At 63.2% G+C, this 17,017-nt stretch carries 16 protein-coding genes; 7 read left to right on the top strand and 9 right to left on the bottom strand.

Annotation, left to right across the window (positions count from 1 at the left end):
• Positions 1-5: 5 nt before the first annotated feature.
• The 4 genes from D460_RS0113165 to D460_RS0113150 form a co-directional block, all read right to left on the bottom strand.
• Positions 6-962, bottom strand: a complete 957-nt coding sequence (locus D460_RS0113165; protein WP_155947746.1) for a DMT family transporter — start codon at positions 960-962, stop codon at positions 6-8.
• A gap of 132 nt (positions 963-1,094) precedes the next feature.
• Positions 1,095-2,579, bottom strand: a complete 1,485-nt coding sequence (gene cysN / locus D460_RS0113160) for a sulfate adenylyltransferase subunit CysN (protein ID WP_018899022.1) — start codon at positions 2,577-2,579, stop codon at positions 1,095-1,097.
• A 1-nt stretch (position 2,580) separates the two neighbouring features.
• Positions 2,581-3,534, bottom strand: coding sequence for a sulfate adenylyltransferase subunit CysD (cysD, locus tag D460_RS0113155; RefSeq protein WP_018899021.1), 954 nt, complete (start codon positions 3,532-3,534; stop codon positions 2,581-2,583).
• A gap of 108 nt (positions 3,535-3,642) precedes the next feature.
• Complete coding sequence (locus D460_RS0113150) at positions 3,643-4,386, bottom strand: phosphoadenylyl-sulfate reductase (protein WP_018899020.1); 744 nt, start codon at positions 4,384-4,386, stop codon at positions 3,643-3,645.
• 414 nt (positions 4,387-4,800) lie between these two features.
• Here D460_RS0113150 and D460_RS0113145 point away from each other — a divergent pair, with 414 nt between their 5' ends.
• A complete protein-coding gene (locus tag D460_RS0113145; RefSeq protein ID WP_026283096.1) occupies positions 4,801-5,244 on the top strand; it encodes an Rrf2 family transcriptional regulator in 444 nt (147 codons plus the stop codon).
• A 15-nt stretch (positions 5,245-5,259) separates the two neighbouring features.
• Here D460_RS0113145 and D460_RS0113140 read toward each other — a convergent pair whose 3' ends face one another.
• Positions 5,260-6,621, bottom strand: coding sequence for a chloride channel protein (locus tag D460_RS0113140; RefSeq protein WP_026283095.1), 1,362 nt, complete (start codon positions 6,619-6,621; stop codon positions 5,260-5,262).
• A 158-nt stretch (positions 6,622-6,779) separates the two neighbouring features.
• On the opposite strand from D460_RS0113140, the gene D460_RS0113135 reads away from it, so the two are divergent.
• Positions 6,780-6,995 (top strand): ribbon-helix-helix protein, CopG family, encoded by a 216-nt coding sequence (locus tag D460_RS0113135; RefSeq protein ID WP_018899017.1) that lies wholly within the window; start codon positions 6,780-6,782, stop codon positions 6,993-6,995.
• Positions 6,989-7,354 (top strand): type II toxin-antitoxin system VapC family toxin, encoded by a 366-nt coding sequence (locus D460_RS0113130; protein WP_018899016.1) that lies wholly within the window; start codon positions 6,989-6,991, stop codon positions 7,352-7,354. The genes D460_RS0113135 and D460_RS0113130 overlap by 7 nt, the downstream gene beginning before the upstream one ends.
• 3 nt (positions 7,355-7,357) lie before the next feature.
• Here the strand turns inward: D460_RS0113130 and betA are convergent, their stop codons facing one another.
• From betA to betI, 3 genes are all read right to left on the bottom strand, one after another.
• The gene (gene betA / locus D460_RS0113125) at positions 7,358-9,010 is read right to left on the bottom strand and encodes a choline dehydrogenase (RefSeq protein WP_018899015.1); all 1,653 of its coding nucleotides are present in this window, start codon (positions 9,008-9,010) and stop codon (positions 7,358-7,360) included.
• 183 nt (positions 9,011-9,193) lie between these two features.
• The gene (betB, locus tag D460_RS0113120) at positions 9,194-10,657 is read right to left on the bottom strand and encodes a betaine-aldehyde dehydrogenase (RefSeq protein WP_018899014.1); all 1,464 of its coding nucleotides are present in this window, start codon (positions 10,655-10,657) and stop codon (positions 9,194-9,196) included.
• A gap of 1 nt (position 10,658) precedes the next feature.
• Positions 10,659-11,357 (bottom strand): transcriptional regulator BetI, encoded by a 699-nt coding sequence (gene betI / locus D460_RS33020; RefSeq protein ID WP_037111263.1) that lies wholly within the window; start codon positions 11,355-11,357, stop codon positions 10,659-10,661.
• 137 nt (positions 11,358-11,494) lie between these two features.
• Here betI and D460_RS0113110 point away from each other — a divergent pair, with 137 nt between their 5' ends.
• The 4 genes from D460_RS0113110 to D460_RS0113095 all read left to right on the top strand — a co-directional run bounded on the left by D460_RS0113110 (position 11,495) and on the right by D460_RS0113095 (position 15,553).
• Positions 11,495-12,046, top strand: a complete 552-nt coding sequence (locus D460_RS0113110) for an HdeD family acid-resistance protein (protein WP_018899012.1) — start codon at positions 11,495-11,497, stop codon at positions 12,044-12,046.
• A 236-nt stretch (positions 12,047-12,282) separates the two neighbouring features.
• Complete coding sequence (locus D460_RS0113105) at positions 12,283-12,510, top strand: type II toxin-antitoxin system ParD family antitoxin (protein WP_018899011.1); 228 nt, start codon at positions 12,283-12,285, stop codon at positions 12,508-12,510.
• Between the two features lie 166 nt (positions 12,511-12,676).
• Positions 12,677-14,482: a GGDEF domain-containing protein gene (locus tag D460_RS0113100; protein WP_018899010.1), complete on the top strand. Its 1,806-nt coding sequence runs from the start codon at positions 12,677-12,679 to the stop codon at positions 14,480-14,482.
• A 75-nt stretch (positions 14,483-14,557) separates the two neighbouring features.
• Positions 14,558-15,553 (top strand): NAD(P)H-quinone oxidoreductase, encoded by a 996-nt coding sequence (locus D460_RS0113095; protein WP_018899009.1) that lies wholly within the window; start codon positions 14,558-14,560, stop codon positions 15,551-15,553.
• A 3-nt stretch (positions 15,554-15,556) separates the two neighbouring features.
• Here D460_RS0113095 and D460_RS0113090 read toward each other — a convergent pair whose 3' ends face one another.
• A complete protein-coding gene (locus tag D460_RS0113090; protein WP_018899008.1) occupies positions 15,557-17,002 on the bottom strand; it encodes an MFS transporter in 1,446 nt (481 codons plus the stop codon).
• Between the last annotated feature and the right edge of the window lie 15 nt (positions 17,003-17,017).

Genomic DNA, 17,017 nt, shown 5'->3' with positions numbered 1-17,017 from the left:
TGTCGTCAGATGTCGCTCGCCGCATACGGCCAACGCCGCACCGCCTGCGCCGCCGTCATCCGCCGCACTCCGCCGCCACCGATGAGCCGCCGCAACACCCGGCCGTCGATCACAACCAGGCTGCTCATGATCAGCGCCATTCCCGCAAGCTCGAACATTCGCAGCCGCTCGCCGAGAAAGAGCGCGCCCAAGAGCGTGGCGCTCACCGGCACCAGCAGCGTCACCAGCGAGGCATTGGTGGCGCCTGCCGAGGCGATGAGGCCGAAGTAAAGGATGAAGGCGAGCGCCGTGCACAGGAGACCGAGGATCGCGATCGCCAGCCATGTCGTTCCGCTCACGGGGATGATGTCATCAGGCGCACAGAAGATTGCGACAACGGGCAGCATCAGCAGGCTCGAGACCGTCAACTGGCCGGTGGCGATCACCTCGGCGCCGATGCTGCGGAAGCGCCTCGCCAGCACGACGCCAAACGCATAGGAGATGGAAGCGCCGATGACCGCGAGCTTGGCCCATAGCGGCCCGTCGAGATTGGAGATCAGGCCGGGGCCGATCAGCACCACAGCCCCTGCGATGCCGAACGCGATACCTGCAAATGCCGTCATCGACAGCCTCTCGTCCTTCGCAAGCACCGTGGCGACGAAGATCGTCCATAGCGGCGTCGTCGCATAGAAGATCGAGGCGAGCCCGGCGCCGATTTCGGTCTGCCCGGCGAATATCAGCGAGAAGGGGATGACGTTGTTCAGCAGTGCTAGGCCGAGGAAGCCTGCCGGGTGCGCCAGCACCGGGGCGAAGGACAGGCCGCGAAGCTTCAGCCAGAGATGCAGCGCCAGCGCCGCGATCGACACCCGGTAGAAGACGAGAGCCAGCGGCGAAATCTCGGAAACGGCGATCCGCCCGATGAAGAACGAACCGCCCCAGAGCGCGCCGAGCAGCAGCAGCCGGCTCCAATCCTGCGAGGACATGGCGCGCCCCGCCGTGACAGGCACGACGATGCTGTGTGACGAGACAGGCTTTTCCGGTATTGCGATGCCACGCATGCCCTTTGCCTCCCCAAAAGAAAACGGGGCCGATCGGCCCCGTCTCATGTCGTCATCTCAGATGTCGCCGCCGGCGTTGGTCCAGAGGTTGGCGGCCTCCGCCGCCGTCATCCGGCGCACTTCCGCCTCGTCGCGGCGGCTGGAAAACAGCTCGCTGGCCATGATCTGGTCGGCGAGGTCGGCCGGCAGTGAGAGGATCACGCGGCCGTCGCCGCTGTGCAGGCCGCCGAGTTCCGAGCGCTTGCCTGTCACCATGCCGCCGGCGACCGTATTGTTGGTCTCCGGATCGATCAGGATGAAGGCGCCCGAGGAGCGGTTCTGCTCATAGGGGTCGAAGATCGCCGCTTCGTCGAAGGTCAGGTGCACCTTGCCGATGGCGTTCATGTAGAGCGTCTCGGCCGAGGTCCAGGTTCCGGTCTTCAGCTGAAGCTGCGCGACCGGCTGAACCTGAACGCGCTGGCGGCGGCTGCCGCTCTTCAACCAGTAGCGCTTGCCGGCTTCGATGCCCTCGGGCTGCAAGGCCACGATCTGTGCGTCGAAGGACAGGCCCACCTGCGGCTGGCTGTCGATCGAAACGATCATGTCGCCGCGCGCCACGTCCACCTGGCGGTCGAGCACCAGCGTGATCGCATCGCCCGCGACCGCCGCATTGCGCACGAGGTCGAAGGTGACGATCTTGGTGACGTTGGCGACCATGCCCGACGGCAGGATCATGACGCTGTCACCCGGCTTCACCGAGCCGCCGGCAACCGTGCCCTGATAACCGCGGAAGCTTTCGCCCGGGCGCGACACGCGCTGAACGGAGAGGCGGAAGCCGACCGTCTGCGACGAGCGCACGGTGGCAAGCTCCAGCGTTTCCACCAGCGTCGGGCCGGCATACCATGGCATCGAAGCCTCGCCGGAATAGACGACGTTTTCGCCCTTCAGCGCCGACATCGGGATCGCGGTGATCTGCTTGACGCCGAGAGACAGTGCGAATTCGCGGAACTCGTGGACGATCTTGTCGAAGCCGGCGCGATCATAGTTGGTGAGGTCGATCTTGTTGACCGCGAGCACGAACTGCTTGATCCCGAGCAGCGAGGCGATCGTCGCGTGACGGCGCGTCTGCTCGAGAATGCCGGCGCGGGCATCGACCAAGAGGATGGCGAGATCGGCCGTGGATGCGCCGGTCGCCATGTTGCGGGTATACTGCTCGTGGCCGGGGGTGTCGGCAACGATGAAAGAGCGCTTGTCGGTCGCGAAATAGCGATAGGCGACGTCGATGGTGATGCCCTGTTCGCGCTCGGCCTGCAAGCCGTCGAGAAGCAGCGCGAAGTCGGGCAGGCCGAGATCGTTCTGCTTGCCGGTGGAATCGCGGCGCAGCGTCGCTGCCTGGTCTTCCTTGACGGCCTTGGTATCCCAGAGCAGGCGTCCGATCAGCGTGGACTTTCCGTCATCGACGCTGCCGCAGGTGATGAGGCGCAACGGTCGCGTGTCGCGCACGGCCTGGGCGGGCTCGGCGGCGGGGGCGGCGATGGCGCTTGCTGTTGCTGCTGCAGTCATCTCAGAAATATCCTTCACGCTTCTTTTTCTCCATGGAGCCGGACTGGTCGCGGTCGATGGCGCGGCCCTGGCGTTCGGAGACAGTGGCAATTTCAAGTTCGGCGATAATGTCGTCCATCGTCGTGGCGGTGGACTTGATCGCGCCCGTCAGCGGGAAGCAGCCGAGCGTGCGGAAGCGGATGAAGTCTTCCTGCTTCGTCTCGCCGGGCAACAGCTCCAGGCGCGGATCGGTCGCATCGATCATCATGCCGTCGCGCTCGACGAACGGGCGCTTGGCGGCAAAGTAGAGCGGCACGATCGGAATGTTTTCGGCCTGGATGTAACGCCAGATATCGACCTCGGTCCAGTTCGACAGCGGGAAGGCGCGCACGCTCTCGCCGCTGCGGATCTGGCCGTTATAGATGTTCCAGAGCTCGGGGCGCTGGTTGCGCGGGTCCCAGCGGTGGTCGGGCGTGCGGAAGGAGTAGATGCGCTCCTTGGCGCGGGATGCTTCCTCGTCGCGACGCGCGCCGCCGAAGGCCGCGTCGAACTTGCCGGCGTCGAGCGCATTGCGCAGCGCTTCCGTCTTCATGATATCGGTGTAGCGCGCCGAGCCATAGGTGAACGGCGTGATGTTTTCGGCCGCACCGCGTGGATTGATGTGCTCGATCAGGTCGAGATCATATTCCTTCACTATTCTGTCGCGGAAGGTGATCATCTCCGCGAATTTCCAGCCGGTGTTGACGTGCAAGAGCGGGAAGGGCACGCGGCCGGGGTAGAAGGCCTTGCGCGCCAGATGCAGCAGCACGGAACTATCCTTGCCGATCGAGTAAAGCATCACCGGACGCTCGAACTCGGCCGCCACTTCGCGGAAGATATGGATGGATTCGTTTTCGAGCGCCTTCAGATGAGGGTCGAGCGGCGGCTTGGTGCTCTGCGGATTGCTGAGTTCCGTATCCGGACGGCTATCGGGCATGTCTTACTCCAGACTTCGATCATTCGCGGGCGCCTGGCCCGGAATGTAATGAGACGATGCATCGGGGAGCGCCGGCGGCTGCCGCGCTCTGATCCCGATGCCGAGGGGTTACTGTTGGATGGAAATGGCGGACGCCTCTTCAGCCACGTGCAGACCGCATTCGCGCGTCTGGTCCTGTTCCCACCACCAGCGGCCGGCGCGCTCGGGCTCGCCGGGCTTGATGGCGCGGGTACACGGCTCGCAGCCGATCGACGGGTAGCCGCGCGCATGCAGCGGATTGATCGGCACACTGTTGTCGGCGACATAAGCCTTGATGACATCGATGTCCCAGTCGGCCAGCGGATTGACCTTCAGGAGATGGCGATCGGCGTCATATTCGGCAAACGGCGTCTCGGCGCGATTGGCCGATTGACCGCGACGCAGGCCGGTGACCCAGATGGTTGCCCCATTGAGCGCGCGCGCAAGCGGCTTCAGCTTGCGCACGCCACAACAGGCATGCCGGGCTTCGACGCTCTCGTAGAAACCATTGAGGCCGTATTGCGCCGCATAGGCGTCGATATCGGCCTGTTCGGGCTCGTAGCGGCTGATGTGGATGTCGTACTGCTTTTCCGTCTCGTCGATCAGGTTGAGCGTCTCGGCAAAAAGGCGGCCGGTCTGCAGCGTCACGACGTCGATCGGCAGTCGGTGATTGCCGATCTCGGCGGTAATGACCTGGTCTTCGATACCAAGCGACGTCGTGAACACCACCCGCCCGCCGAGGCCGGCGACGAACGACAGGCGTTCCGCCAGAGATAGGCTTGCAAGCTTCGTGTTCAGCGTTTCCGCTTCTTCGATTGTATGAGCAACAGTCATGGGAATCCTGTCCTAGATGTTGACAGGAGTATCGCAGGTCGAGGCTGGATCTAACAGAAACAGGCATTTCGAAAGCGGGCTGGAAAGGAGCAAATATCTCTCCCCGGCCGCTGCAACGCAGAAAAGCAGCCGCGCCGGCGCTTAACGGCGCCGTGAGCCTTAATGTCTATTGATTTAGTAGTCTAACACGCCGTTTGTCAACCAGAAATCTGTTTTGATGATCGCCATTGTGCATTTTGACGTACATTCGACGGTGCTGAATTGTTCCGGAAGCACGCGCTCGAAAGCCTTGCCACGCAAGGGTTTTCTCGCTGTTGTTCAAACTCCGTTCATCCCGGCTATGCCATAAGGCAAGATGGAAAATTGCTGCCGGGTGCTGATGGCGCCCTGCCGCGTGTGTATCGATGGTTTGAGATGATTACGCAGAAGGCGAAATACGCGCTCCGTGCGCTGACGGTTCTGGCCGAGGCCGATGACGGCGAACCTGTGATGATCTCCGATATCGCGGCGCAGCAGAAGATCCCGAAGAAGTTCCTCGAGCAGATCCTCCTCGACCTCAAGCACCAGGGCATCGTCGTCAGTCGCCGCGGCAAGCAGGGCGGCTATCTGCTCCTGAAGCCGGCCGACATGATCACCTTCGGCGAAGTGCTGCGCATCATCGACGGCCCGATCGCTCCGCTGCCCTGCCTGTCGATCACCGCCTACCGCAAGTGCGACGATTGCGACGGCGAGCAGAACTGCGAAATCCGCCATGTCTTCGCCAAGGTGGCCGACGCCACCCGCAAGGTGCTGTTCTCCACCACCATCGCCGACGCCGTGGCGCCGCGCGGCGCCGAAGTCACGCGGATGCTGGCCTAAGCGCCGGCGGGTGACTCAGTGGGCCGGCTCTTCCTGATGTGACGCCTTCTCCGCCGCGCGGCGCGCCCGGATCGTGGCTGCGATGAACACGCGCGACAGGCCGTGATAGAGCGGCTCCCGCGACAGGAAGCGCGAGGTCACATAGCCGATCATCGACACCGCCATGATCGGGATTACCGCCTCATGGTCGCCGGTCATCTCCAGAATGATCACGAAAGCCGTCATCGGCGCCTGCACGACACCGGCGAAATAGCCAGCCATCCCAAGGATTGCGGCCAGCGCGATGCTGCTGCCGATCAGCGAGCCGACCGTGCTGCCGAAACCGGCGCCGACGGCCAGCGACGGCGCGAAGATGCCGCCCGGAATGCCTGAGATCATCGACAGGAAGCTGGCGAGCAGTTTCTCCACGAAGAAGAACAGCGGCAGCGCATGGCCCTCGACCGCACCGCGCGCCTGCTCGTAACCGGTGCCGAAGGTGTTGCCGCCCGACGCGATGCCGATGACGGCGATCACAAGCCCGCAGCCGCCCGCGAGGCACAGCATGCGTTTCAGGGGCTGTGGCTGCGCCCAGCGGCGCACGCGCTGGCCGACATGCAGTGCAAGGCCGCTGAAGCCTGCCCCAAGCGCCCCGCCGCCGACGCCGCAGATGAGAACGAGGCCCCAATCGGCCATATGCATGGGCGCCACCGAGGTGGAGCCGAAGTAGTTGTAGCTGCCAGATAACCCGAGTGCTGCGAGACCGGAGAGGATCACTGCGGTCAGCACCAGCCCGTTCGACCGCGACTCGTAGGTGCGGCTCATCTCCTCGATGGCAAAGACGATGCCGGCAAGCGGCGTGTTGAAGGCCGCCGCGATGCCGGCTGCCGAGCCCGCCAAGATCAGCCCGCGTGCCTGCGCCATGCCGCCGAAGCGGGCGACGGCCAGCATGATCGACGCGCCCACCTGCACCGTCGGCCCCTCGCGGCCGATCGATGCGCCGGAGAAGAGGCCGAGGACCGTCAGCAGGATCTTGCCGCCGGCGATCCGGAGCGACAGCAGTCGCGTGCGGTCAGCCTCGTCATGCAGGTGCCGCGCCGCGATCGCCTGCGGGATGCCGCTCCCCTGCGAGTTCGGAAACAGCTTCGCCGCCAGATAGGCCGACAGCACGAAGCCAGCCGGTGTGATGATCAGCGGCAAAAGGAACGACCACCGCCCTGATGTCGTCACCGCCGCAAACGCTTTCTGCGCCATGTCGGCAAGCTCCGCGAAGGCGACGCTGATCAACCCGATCGCCAATGCACCGCACCAGAACACCAGACGCGGACGCCAGAGCGAGAACGAGCCCCGAAACACGCGCGAACGGCGGAGCAGCTTGGATTTGCGATAGAGAGTGGGCATGTCGGTCACTTGGGGGTGGGGACGGGAGAGGGGGCACCGGTCTTATCTGCCCCGTGGCCGGTGTTTGCAAGCCCTGACGAATATGCGGGGGAGGTTGTATTTGGGCGCTATATGATATACATAGATGATATCTATAAATATCGCTTTTGGTGGATCCAATGAGAATCCTTGTCGATGTTGGTGAAGATGACCTTCGAGCTCTTGATGCGATCGCCGCCGCCAAGAACGTCTCGCGTGCCTCCCTTATTCGCAAAGCGGTCAGCGGCTTCCTTGAGCAAGACGCGCCCCGTGATCGGAAAGAGGCTTTTGGGCTATGGGGAAACCGTAAGATCGATGGTCTTGCATATCAGGAGGAGATCAGGGGCGAATGGTGAAGCCGCTGTTCGACACCAATATCCTCATCGATCATCTGAACGCCGTTCCGCAGGCTGCCCAAGAGATTGATCGCTACGACAGCGCAGCGATCAGCATTATCACCTGGATGGAGGTGTTGGCCGGCGCCCGTCGTGACGTTGCCGATGCCACCCGACGCTTCCTGGCCGGATTTCAGGTGATCCCGCTCGAGACATCCATCGCGGAAAGAGCTGTCGAGATCAGGCAGAAATACCGCATCAAGCTCCCCGATGCGATAATCTGGGCGACCGCCGATACGAATGCGATGCTGCTTGTCACGCGCAACAGCAAGGACTTTCCGGCAGACGCACCCGGGGTGCGGCTGCCTTATGTGATCTAACCCCTACCGGTCACTCACTTCCCACCGCGGATTGATCCATGGCTCCTGGTTGGAGCGCGGCAGCGGCTGCTTGCCGAGAATGTGGTCGGCGGCCTTCTCGCCCGTCATGATCGAGGGGCCGTTCAGGTTGCCATAGGTCACGTGCGGGAAGATCGATGAGTCTGCGACGCGCAATCCATCGACGCCGATAACCCGCGTTTCCGGATCAACCACCGCCATCGGATCGTCCTTGGCGCCCATCTTGCAGGTGCCGCAGGGGTGATAGGCGCTTTCCAGATGCTCGCGCAGGAAGGCGTCGATCTGATCGTCCGTCTGGACGCTCTCGCCCGGCTGGATCTCGGGGCCGCGATACTGGTCGAAGGCCTGCTGGCCGAAGATCTCGCGGGTGAGACGCACGCAGTGGCGGAACTTCTCCCAATCCTCGGGGTGGCTCATGTAGTTGAAGCGGATCAAGGGATCGGCCTTCGGGTCGGCTGAGGCGAGCGTCACGTTCCCGCGCGATTTCGACAGGTTATAGCCGACATGCACCTGGAAGCCGTGGCTCTTGGCGGCCGCCTTGCCGTCATAGCTGATTGCAACAGGCAGGAAGTGATACTGGATATCCGGCTGCTTCACACCCGGTGCCGAGCGCAGGAAGGCGCAGGCCTCGAACTGGTTGGAGGTGCCGAGACCCGATTTGGTGAACATCCACTGCGCGCCGGCAACGCCCTGCCAGAACCAGGGAAGCCACGAGTAAAGCGATACCGGCTTGGTCGAGACCTGCTGGAAGTAGAACTCCATATGGTCTTGCAGGTTGGCGCCAACACCAGGCCGGTCCGCCTTCACCTCGATCCCCATCTCCTTCAGATGCGCCGCCGGGCCGATGCCTGAGAGCATCAGCAGCTTCGGCGAGTTGAACGACGAGGCCGAGACGATCACCTCGCGTTTGGCCTTGATGACCTCGACCTTGCCGCCGCGCTCGATCTCGACGCCAACAGCCCGGCCGTTCTCGATCACCACCTTGCGGGCAAGGCCGTAGACGAGATCGACATTCGCCCGCTTCAGCGCCGGCTTCAGATAGGCCGACGCGGCCGACCAGCGCCGCCCCTGGAAGATCGTCTGCTCCATCAGCCCGAAGCCTTCCTGCTTCGAGCCGTTATAGTCGTCCGTCGCTTCGAAGCCCGCCTGCTTGCCGGCCTCGATGAAGGCGTGGAACAGCGGGTTGCGGAAGCCGCCGCGCTGCACATGCAGCGGCCCGTCGGTGCCGCGCCATCCCTCTTCGCCGCCGTGGCTGTGTTCCATCCGCTTGAAGTAGGGGAGCACGTCGGCATAGGCCCAGCCATTGGCGCCGAGCGCCTCCCAGCGGTTGTAGTCCTCCGCGTGCCCGCGCACATACACCATGCCATTGATCGACGACGACCCGCCGATCACCTTGCCGCGCGGCGCGGTGATGCGGCGGTTGTTGAGGTTGGGCTCTGGCTCGGAAAGATAGCCCCAATTGTAGCGCTTCATGCTCATCGGCCATGCCAGAGCCGCCGGCATCTGGATAAACGGCCCGAAATCCGACCCGCCGGCCTCGATGACGATAACACTGTTCTTGCCGTCTTCAGAGAGACGATAGGCAAGCGCCGAGCCCGCCGAGCCGGAACCGATGATGACGAAATCTGCCTGCTGCATGATGTTCCCTTATATTTTTTGTGGAGCCGGTGGCCCCCTCATCCGGCTGCCGCCACCTTCTCCCCGGCGGGGAGAAGGGATGTGCCGCACCGTCTCGTTCCCCCTTCTCCCCAGCGGGGAGAAGGTGCCCGTAGGGCGGATGAGGGGGCCGCACGGCAAAGCCGAAAAGGCATCAACCGAATATCAATAAGGCGCCTGAACCGGCCCCATGCCGACGTAAACCGTCTTCAGCTCGGAATAGTGCTCCAGTGCGGCAATCGAGTTCTCGCGGCCGAAGCCGGATTGCTTGGAGCCGCCGAAGGGGATTTCGACCGGGCAGAGATTGTAGGTATTGATCCACAGCGTGCCGGCCTCCAACTGATCGACTACCCGGTGGGCGCGGCTCATGTCTGAGGTGAAGACGCCGGCCGCCAGGCCGAATTCCGTGGCGTTGCCGCGCGCGATGACTTCCGCCTCGTCCTCGAAGTCGAGCACGCACATCACAGGTCCGAAGATCTCCTCGCGGGCGATCGTCATCTCGTCGGTCACATCGGCAAACACCGTCGGCTGCACATAGTAGCCTTCGCCCGAGACATTGTTCGGAATGCCGCCACCGACCAGAAGCGTCGCGCCCTCGGCCTTGCCCTTCTCGATGTATTGGAGAACCTTCTCGCGCTGCGCCCAGGAGACCATCGGGCCGATCTGCGTCGCCTCGTTCATGGGATCGCCGATCACCATCGCCTCGGTGCGTGCCTTCAGCCGCTTCAGGAACTCGCTCTTGATATCCTTCTGCACGAAGACGCGGGTGCCGTTGGAGCAGACCTGGCCCGTCGAATAGAAGTTGCCGAGCATGGCGCCACCCACCGCGCTGTCGATATCGGCGTCGTCGAAGACGATCAGCGGCGATTTCCCGCCAAGCTCCATCGTCACATGCTTGAGATTGCCGGCTGCAGCAGCCGCGACCTTGCGGCCCGTCGGCACCGAGCCGGTCAGCGACACTTTGGCGACATCGGGATGGTTGACCAGCAGCGGCCCGGTGTCGCGGTCGCCCTGGATGACGTTGAAGAGCCCCTTGGGCAGGCCGGCTTCGATCAGGATCTCGGCGATCTTCAGGGCGCCGAGCGGCGTGTTTTCCGACGGCTTGAACACCATGGCGTTACCGGCGGCCAGCGCCGGTGCTGCCTTCCAGCAGGCGATCTGCTGCGGATAATTCCAGGCGCCGATGCCGACGCAAACGCCGAGCGGTACGCGCTTCGTATAGGCAAAATCGCCGCCGAGCGGGATGTAGGAGCCGTTGAGGGCCGCCGCGATCACGCCGCCGAAGAACTCGAAGCTATCAGCGCCGGACGTCGGGTCGGCGACGATGGTCTCCTGGATCGGCTTGCCGGTATCGAGCGTTTCGAGCTCCGAGAGTTCGCGGTTGCGCTCGCGCATGATGTCGGCGGCCCGCTTCAGGATGCGGCCGCGCGCCGTCGGGCTCATCGCCGCCCATTCCGGCTGCGCGCGCTTGGCCGCGGCGATCGCCTTTTCGACGATGGCGGGCGTGGCGGCGTAAAGCCGCGCGATGACTTCGCCGGTTGCCGGATAAAGGCTTTCGATCACGGTGCCTGCATCGTCCTCGACATACTCGCCATCGATGAAGTGCGATGCTGTGGGCTGGGCTCTCATGTCAGATGTCCTTGCGGTGCTTGGGTTCGCTTTCCCTTCTCCCCTCGGGGAGAAGGTGGCCTGAAAGGCCGGATGAGGGGGCCGCGGTCTCGGCCTTGCGGTTGTCCATGTCGGGAGACGAATGGCGCGCCAGCTGTATCGTCACATAATCCTCCGTCAGCGCGATCGAAGCCTCGGCGCCAACCCGTGTCGAGCCGAGACTCTGGCGGATGTAGAGCCCGTCGATCATCGCGGCCACGCCTTCGGCGATATGTTCCGCGACATCGGCGGGGCAGAGCGGCTTCAGATTGGCGACGAGGTTGGAGCGCAGGCGCCTGGAATAGATGACGAGGAAGCGGCGCGTCTCTTCCGAGCGCTGCGCCTCGGGGTAGAAGGCAAGCCAGGCGGCGACCGTCTGCGGCGCGAACTGGTCGGCGTGGAAGCTGACGCGGATCACCGCAGACAGCCGGGCGCGCGGCGTGGCGGCCGCCTTCAGCGCCGTCACCGCGTCGTCGCGCAACTGCTTTAGAAGCGAACGGATCGTCTCGATCAGCAGCTGATCCTTGCTGCCGAAATAGTGGTGCGCGAGCGCCGGTGAAACGCCGGCCTGCTTGGCGATTTCGGACATGGTGACGCTGAGCGAGCCGTGATCCCCGATCACGCGCAGCGCTGCATCGACGAGCGCCTTGCGGCGCATCGGTTCCATTCCGACTTTCGGCACGGTCTTTCTCCTGCAATAGCCCAGCATAATTTTGATTGACTGATCAATCAATAAAAATCTGACCGCCTTTTCCGTGAGATATCTCTTTCCATCCGCCGTTTCTGCGCCATACTCAATGAACAACCGGGAGGTGCATGATGACAGACATGTCCGATGAAATGCCTTCGTCCTCCGCGCTGCGGTCGAAATGGGTCTGGTTCGTGGTGCTCGGCGTGCTGCTGATCGTCTTCGGCGCCATCGCCGCCGCCAACGTCTTTCTCGCCACCGTCGTATCCGTCTATTACGTCGGCCTGCTCATGCTCGTCGGCGGCATCGTCTATCTCGCCCATGCCTTTCAGGTGCGGGAGTGGGAGCAGCTCTTGTTCTGGGCGCTGAGCGGCGTGCTCTATGTGCTGGCCGGCGTCTTTGCCTTCATGAATCCCATTCTGGCATCGGCGGCGCTCACGCTGTTTCTCGCCATGGCCTTGCTGGTGGCGGGCATCTTCCGCGTCTTCGTCGGCTGGCGCATGCGCCCGTCGAGGGGCTGGGGCTGGGTGCTCTTGAGCGGTCTGATCACGGCGCTGGCGGGCTTCGTCATCGTGCTCGGCTGGCCGGTCAACAGCCTGTGGATCCTCGGCCTGTTCCTCGCTTGCGACCTGCTGCTGCAGGGCTGGTCGATGCTCGCCTTTGGCCTCGCCATCCGCCGCTGATTGTACCCGCTATTCACAGCCTGTTCATCACGCACTGTTTCTTTTTTGACAAGAATGTGAGTGAAGACTAAAATTAACCCCATGGCAGAGGTCGCAAACGTGTGAAAGCGACGCTGCTGAAAGCCCAGCACCCGCGACCGGAAGGGCGGCCGAAGCGAGTGTGTATCCGTTCCTCAAGAGGGTAGGTGTCTGCCCGACGAGGCGATGGGAGACCACGAGGCAATGGGAGTGATGTCATGCCGATGGTAACCGTTTCCATCTCTCCGCTGCAGGCGGCCGATATCCGCGCGGCGATCGACGATGGCACTTATGTTTCCAGCAGCGAGGTGGTGCGCGAAGCGCTCCGGCTGTGGGATGCCGCCCGCAAGGTCGATGGCCTGCCGAAAGCGCGCGATTGCGCCCCCGCCGATGCCAGATGCGTCGCCGACATGTTCGCCGACCATGAGCACCGCCGCACCGCCTGAAGGCGGCCTATATATGACCGCCGCCCGGTGCGGCGGTTGCGGCATGCATTTGATAAAACGCCAAGTTTCACAAAACCTTCACATTGGGGAAAGTGTTCGTTGACGCTTCGCCCTTAGTCTCCGCGCGAAAAATTATAATTATAAATGCCGTATAGTGGAGAATGGCATGTCGTTGGCTGCCACCGTAGAGCCCGCCCTTATTCGTCGCTATACCAGCGATCAAATCATTACCCTCGCAAAACTTGTTATCGAAAACGCCTTCCAGCCAATCGTCGAAGCCAGCACCGGTGTTGCTTTCGGCTATGAATCGCTGATGCGCGGCCAGGAGCGGCTGGGCTTCAATTCGCCGCTCGAAATTCTGGACGAGGCCCAGCGCGGCGATCAGCTGCTGCAGCTCGAGCAGATGGTGGCGAGCCGCGCGCTCGCCAAGTTCGCGTCGCTGCCGAATTTCGCGACCGCGACGCTGTTCCTCAATCTCGATGTCCGCCTCATTCCGCATGGCGAGCAGCTGGTGGAAAACCTGCTGCAGCATCTGAAGCTTGCCAATATCCCGCCATCCTCGATCTGCTTCGAATTCTCCGAGCGCTTCGACAACACCTCGGTTCCCGAATTCGCCGCATTGGTGTCGCTGCTGCGCAAGCGCGGCTTCAAGCTGGCGATCGACGATTTCGGCGTCGGCCATGGCGAGATGAAGCTGCTCTGTGATCATCCGGTGGATTACCTGAAGATCGACCGCTACTTCATCGCCGATATCGATGGCAGCCCGCGCAAGCGTCACCTGTTGAAGAACATCGTCCACATCGCCCACGTGCTTGGCACCCGCGTCATTGCCGAGGGCATCGAGACCGAAGCCGAGTTCATCACCTGCCGCGAGTATGGTGTGGATCTCGTGCAGGGCTGGTTCATCTCGCGCCCGACCACGCATGTCTCCGAGCTGGTGCCGTCATTCCCGCATCTGCAGGAACTCGGCAAGAGCAAGCGCAACAACCAGTCGCTTGACGAAATCCTCATCCGCAAGCAGATCGAAGTGCTGCCGACGGTCTATGAAAACGACACGATCGACAGCGTCTTCGAGGTCTTCCGCCGCCATCCGCAGAATGCCTTCTTCCCGGTCCTGAATGCTAATGGCGAGCCGCGCGGTATCCTGCATGAGCGCCATCTCAAGGAATATATCTACCACCCCTTCGGCCGCGACCTGCTGAAGAACAAGATGTATGAGCGCACCATCTCGCACTTCGTCGAAATGGCGCCGATCGTCGGCCTCGATTCCGATGCCGAGCAGCTGATGACCATCTTCGCCAACATGGAAGGCGCCAACTGTCTGCTGTTGACGGAAAACATGCGCTATGCCGGCGTCGTCTCGGCCGCCTCGCTCATCAAGGTGATGAACGAGAAGAAGCTCAAGACCGCGCAGGACCAGAACCCGCTGACCGGCATTCCCGGCAACCACGCCATTCGCGATTTCATGCGCGAGGCAAGCCGCGACAGCGATGAGACGCGGCACTTCTGCTATTGCGACTTCGACAACTTCAAGCCCTTCAACGATGCCTATGGCTTCCATCTCGGCGACCACGCGATCTCGCTCTTCGCAGCCTTGATGCGACGCTACTTCTTCGCCGAGCGCCACTTCCTCGGCCATGTCGGCGGCGACGATTTCTTCATCGGGGTGCAGGGCTGGACCAAGGAGGAGCTCACGGAAATCCTTGATCGGCTGATCGGCGACTTCCACGACGATGCCCAGGATCTCTATTCCGAGATCGACCGCGCCGCCGGCCGCATCCGCGGCCACGACCGCGCCGGCGTCGAAGCCTTCTTCCCGCTGATGCGCTGCTCGATCGGCGTTCTGGAGCTTCCCAAGGGTCTCGTCATCGACGATATCAGCCGCGTCTCCGCCGCCATCGCCCATATCAAGGCGCTGGCGAAGGAAAGCGCGGAAGGCCTGGTCTTCCATCGGTTGGGCGAGGCGAATTGACGCTACGGCGTTTCCGCCCTTCTCAACGCGGCGGGGCTGAACTATCTCACTGCTATCCGAATGAGGAGACCGGTGATGTCTTTGCCTGCGCTTATGCGTTTTGTCGATTTGCCCCGCTTCGGCGCCCCTGACGTGATGACCATTTCGAGCGGGCCGCTGCCCGTGGCGGGCGAGGGGCAGATCCTCGTGCGCACCCAGGCGATCGGTGTGAACCGTCCCGATGTCGCGCAGCGCCAGGGCACCTATCCGCCACCGAAGGACGCAAGCCCGATCCTCGGCCTCGAAATCGCTGGTGAAGTGGTCGCGATCGGCCCCGGCGTCAGCGGCTATACGGTCGGCGACAAGGTCTGCGGCCTCACCAATGGCGGCGCTTATGCCGAATATTGCCTCGTTCCCTCAGGCCAGGCACTGCGCTTCCCCAAAGGCTATGACGCCGTCAAGGCGGCAGCACTTCCTGAAAACTACTTCACGGTCTGGGCCAACATGTTCCAGATCGCGGGGCTGACCGAAGGTGAGAAGGTGCTCATCCACGGCGGCACAAGCGGCATCGGCACAACCGCGATCCAGCTTGCCCGCGCCTTCGGCGCCGAGGTCTACGCGACCGCAGGCTCTCAGGAAAAATGCGACGCCTGCGTCAAGCTCGGCGCGAAGCGCGCCATCAACTACAAGGCCGAGGATTTCGCCGAGGTGATCAAGGCCGAGACCGGCCAGGGCGTCGACATGATCCTCGATATGATCGGTGCCGCCTATTTCGAGAAGAACCTCGCCTCGCTGGCGAAGGACGGCTGCCTCTCGATCATCGCCTTCCTCGGCGGCGCGGTTGCCGAAACGGCCAACCTCGCGCCGATCATGGTCAAGCGGCTGACGGTGACAGGCTCCACGCTGCGCCCGCGCACGCCGGAAGAAAAACGCGCCATCCGCGACGATCTCCTGTCGCAGGTCTGGCCGCTGCTCGACGAGGGCAAGCTTGCCCCCGTGATCCACAAGACCTTCGCCTTCGAGGATGTCGTCGAAGCCCACAAGTTGATGGAATCGAGCAGCCATATCGGCAAGATCATGCTGCGCGTTTGACGATCACGCCGCTGCCGTCGCTTGCGTCTCGTTGCCGGACTTCTGGATCGACAGCGAGATCACGATCGTCACGATCCCCGGCAGCGCCATCAGCACGAACAGCCAATGCGCGGCGGATATGCCGCCGGCAACGCCGCCTGGCGCAAGCAGGCCGGTGCTGTTGACGATGACGCCCGCAAAGGCTGCGCCGAATGCGCTTCCGAGCGATTGCACGGTGGTGATCGCCGCCGAGGCCTTGTCCTGCTCCGAGGTCGCGACGAGACGCAGCACCTTGGTCACCAGATGTGCCCAGCCGAGCCCGACCCCAAACCCCATGAGGAACATGAAGACGACGGCCGGCGCGAGCAGCGCGATGCTGCCTGCCTGATTGTCGCGTGCCAGGAATATCGCCAGCGCCGCGACCGCAACCGTCTCGATCACGCAGCCGATAACGATCGCGCGCCCGGCGCGGCGACCGGAGAACGAGGCGCTGAGAAACGCTGCCACCGTCCAGCCGAGCGCGACGAGCGCCGTGAGGTATCCCGATTCCAGCGGGCTGACATTGTGCAGGGATTGCAGGAAGTAGGGGATGTAGATGTCGCTGGTCAGCACCAGGATCAGCAGGAACATCATCAGGTAGACGCGGGAAATCGGCATGCTGAGGGCCACGGCGCCTGTCGGCAGCAGGCGGTTCTCGCTACGCCGCTCAATGCCGAGCATGGCGACCACGGCGATGAGCGATGCCGCAACCAGCAGCGCCTTCGATTGCGTCGCCTCGATCGTGCCGGCGATGCTGACCAGAAGCACGGCCACTAGGAGCAGCGCGATCTGGGTGATCGGCGTGCGCCCGGGAGCCCGGTCGTCATGCGCCGACGGCAACAGCACGGGCGCAAGGATAGCCATGAGCACGCTCACGGGGACAAGCAGCATGAAGGCGTGGCGCCACGTGCTGCCATCGGAGAACAGGCCGCCGAGGCTTGGGCCGAGCAACGTCGCCACACCCCAGATCGCCGCGTAGAGCGTCGAGGCCTTGCGCCACAAGTGCTCGGGATAGGCAAAGCGGATGAATGCATAGGCAAGCCCGCCCAGCGCGCCGGCTCCAAACCCCTGCACCGCGCGTCCGGCCAGGATCACCTGCATCGAGGGCGCCAGCGCGCAGATCAGGCTACCGGCCGCAAACATCAGCGCGCCGGCCACGTAAACCGTGCGCAGGCCGATGCCGCGCGGCCGCATCGCGACGAAGATGGATCCGAGCACGGCCGCCGCGACGAACAGCGTGGTGACCCACGAGAGCAGTTCCAGCCCGCCGATATCGCGCACGATCGATGGCGCGATGGTCGCCATGATATAGGCCTCGACCGCATAGAGCGTCACGCCGCCGCCGAGCATCAGCGTGGCGGCTAGGACCGGCCTGGAAAAGAGATGGAAGACGGAGGAGCGCTCCGTCGCGACGTCGTCGATGCTGCTCATGCGGAATGCCTTGAA

Origin of the sequence: Rhizobium sp. 2MFCol3.1, from assembly GCF_000377565.1 — a bacterium.
Lineage (GTDB): Bacteria > Pseudomonadota > Alphaproteobacteria > Rhizobiales > Rhizobiaceae > Rhizobium.
Note: the sequence above shows the minus strand (reverse complement) of the source record. Positions and strands in the feature narration are given on the sequence as shown.

Excerpts from the sequence above, each read along its gene's own strand:
- cysD (WP_018899021.1), bottom strand. The coding sequence starts at position 3,534 with ATGCCCGATAGCCGTCCGGATACGGAACTCAGCAATCCGCAGAGCACC.
- cysN (WP_018899022.1), bottom strand. The coding sequence starts at position 2,579 with ATGACTGCAGCAGCAACAGCAAGCGCCATCGCCGCCCCCGCCGCCGAG.
- betB (WP_018899014.1), bottom strand. The coding sequence starts at position 10,657 with ATGAGAGCCCAGCCCACAGCATCGCACTTCATCGATGGCGAGTATGTC.
- D460_RS0113165 (WP_155947746.1), bottom strand. The coding sequence starts at position 962 with ATGTCCTCGCAGGATTGGAGCCGGCTGCTGCTGCTCGGCGCGCTCTGG.
- D460_RS0113110 (WP_018899012.1), top strand. The coding sequence starts at position 11,495 with ATGACAGACATGTCCGATGAAATGCCTTCGTCCTCCGCGCTGCGGTCG.
- D460_RS0113105 (WP_018899011.1), top strand. The coding sequence starts at position 12,283 with ATGCCGATGGTAACCGTTTCCATCTCTCCGCTGCAGGCGGCCGATATC.
- betA (WP_018899015.1), bottom strand. The coding sequence starts at position 9,010 with ATGCAGCAGGCAGATTTCGTCATCATCGGTTCCGGCTCGGCGGGCTCG.
- D460_RS0113090 (WP_018899008.1), bottom strand. The coding sequence starts at position 17,002 with ATGAGCAGCATCGACGACGTCGCGACGGAGCGCTCCTCCGTCTTCCAT.
- D460_RS0113145 (WP_026283096.1), top strand. The coding sequence starts at position 4,801 with ATGATTACGCAGAAGGCGAAATACGCGCTCCGTGCGCTGACGGTTCTG.
- D460_RS0113130 (WP_018899016.1), top strand. The coding sequence starts at position 6,989 with ATGGTGAAGCCGCTGTTCGACACCAATATCCTCATCGATCATCTGAAC.
- D460_RS0113100 (WP_018899010.1), top strand. The coding sequence starts at position 12,677 with ATGTCGTTGGCTGCCACCGTAGAGCCCGCCCTTATTCGTCGCTATACC.
- D460_RS0113150 (WP_018899020.1), bottom strand. The coding sequence starts at position 4,386 with ATGACTGTTGCTCATACAATCGAAGAAGCGGAAACGCTGAACACGAAG.
- D460_RS0113095 (WP_018899009.1), top strand. The coding sequence starts at position 14,558 with ATGTCTTTGCCTGCGCTTATGCGTTTTGTCGATTTGCCCCGCTTCGGC.
- D460_RS0113140 (WP_026283095.1), bottom strand. The coding sequence starts at position 6,621 with ATGCCCACTCTCTATCGCAAATCCAAGCTGCTCCGCCGTTCGCGCGTG.
- D460_RS0113135 (WP_018899017.1), top strand. The coding sequence starts at position 6,780 with ATGAGAATCCTTGTCGATGTTGGTGAAGATGACCTTCGAGCTCTTGAT.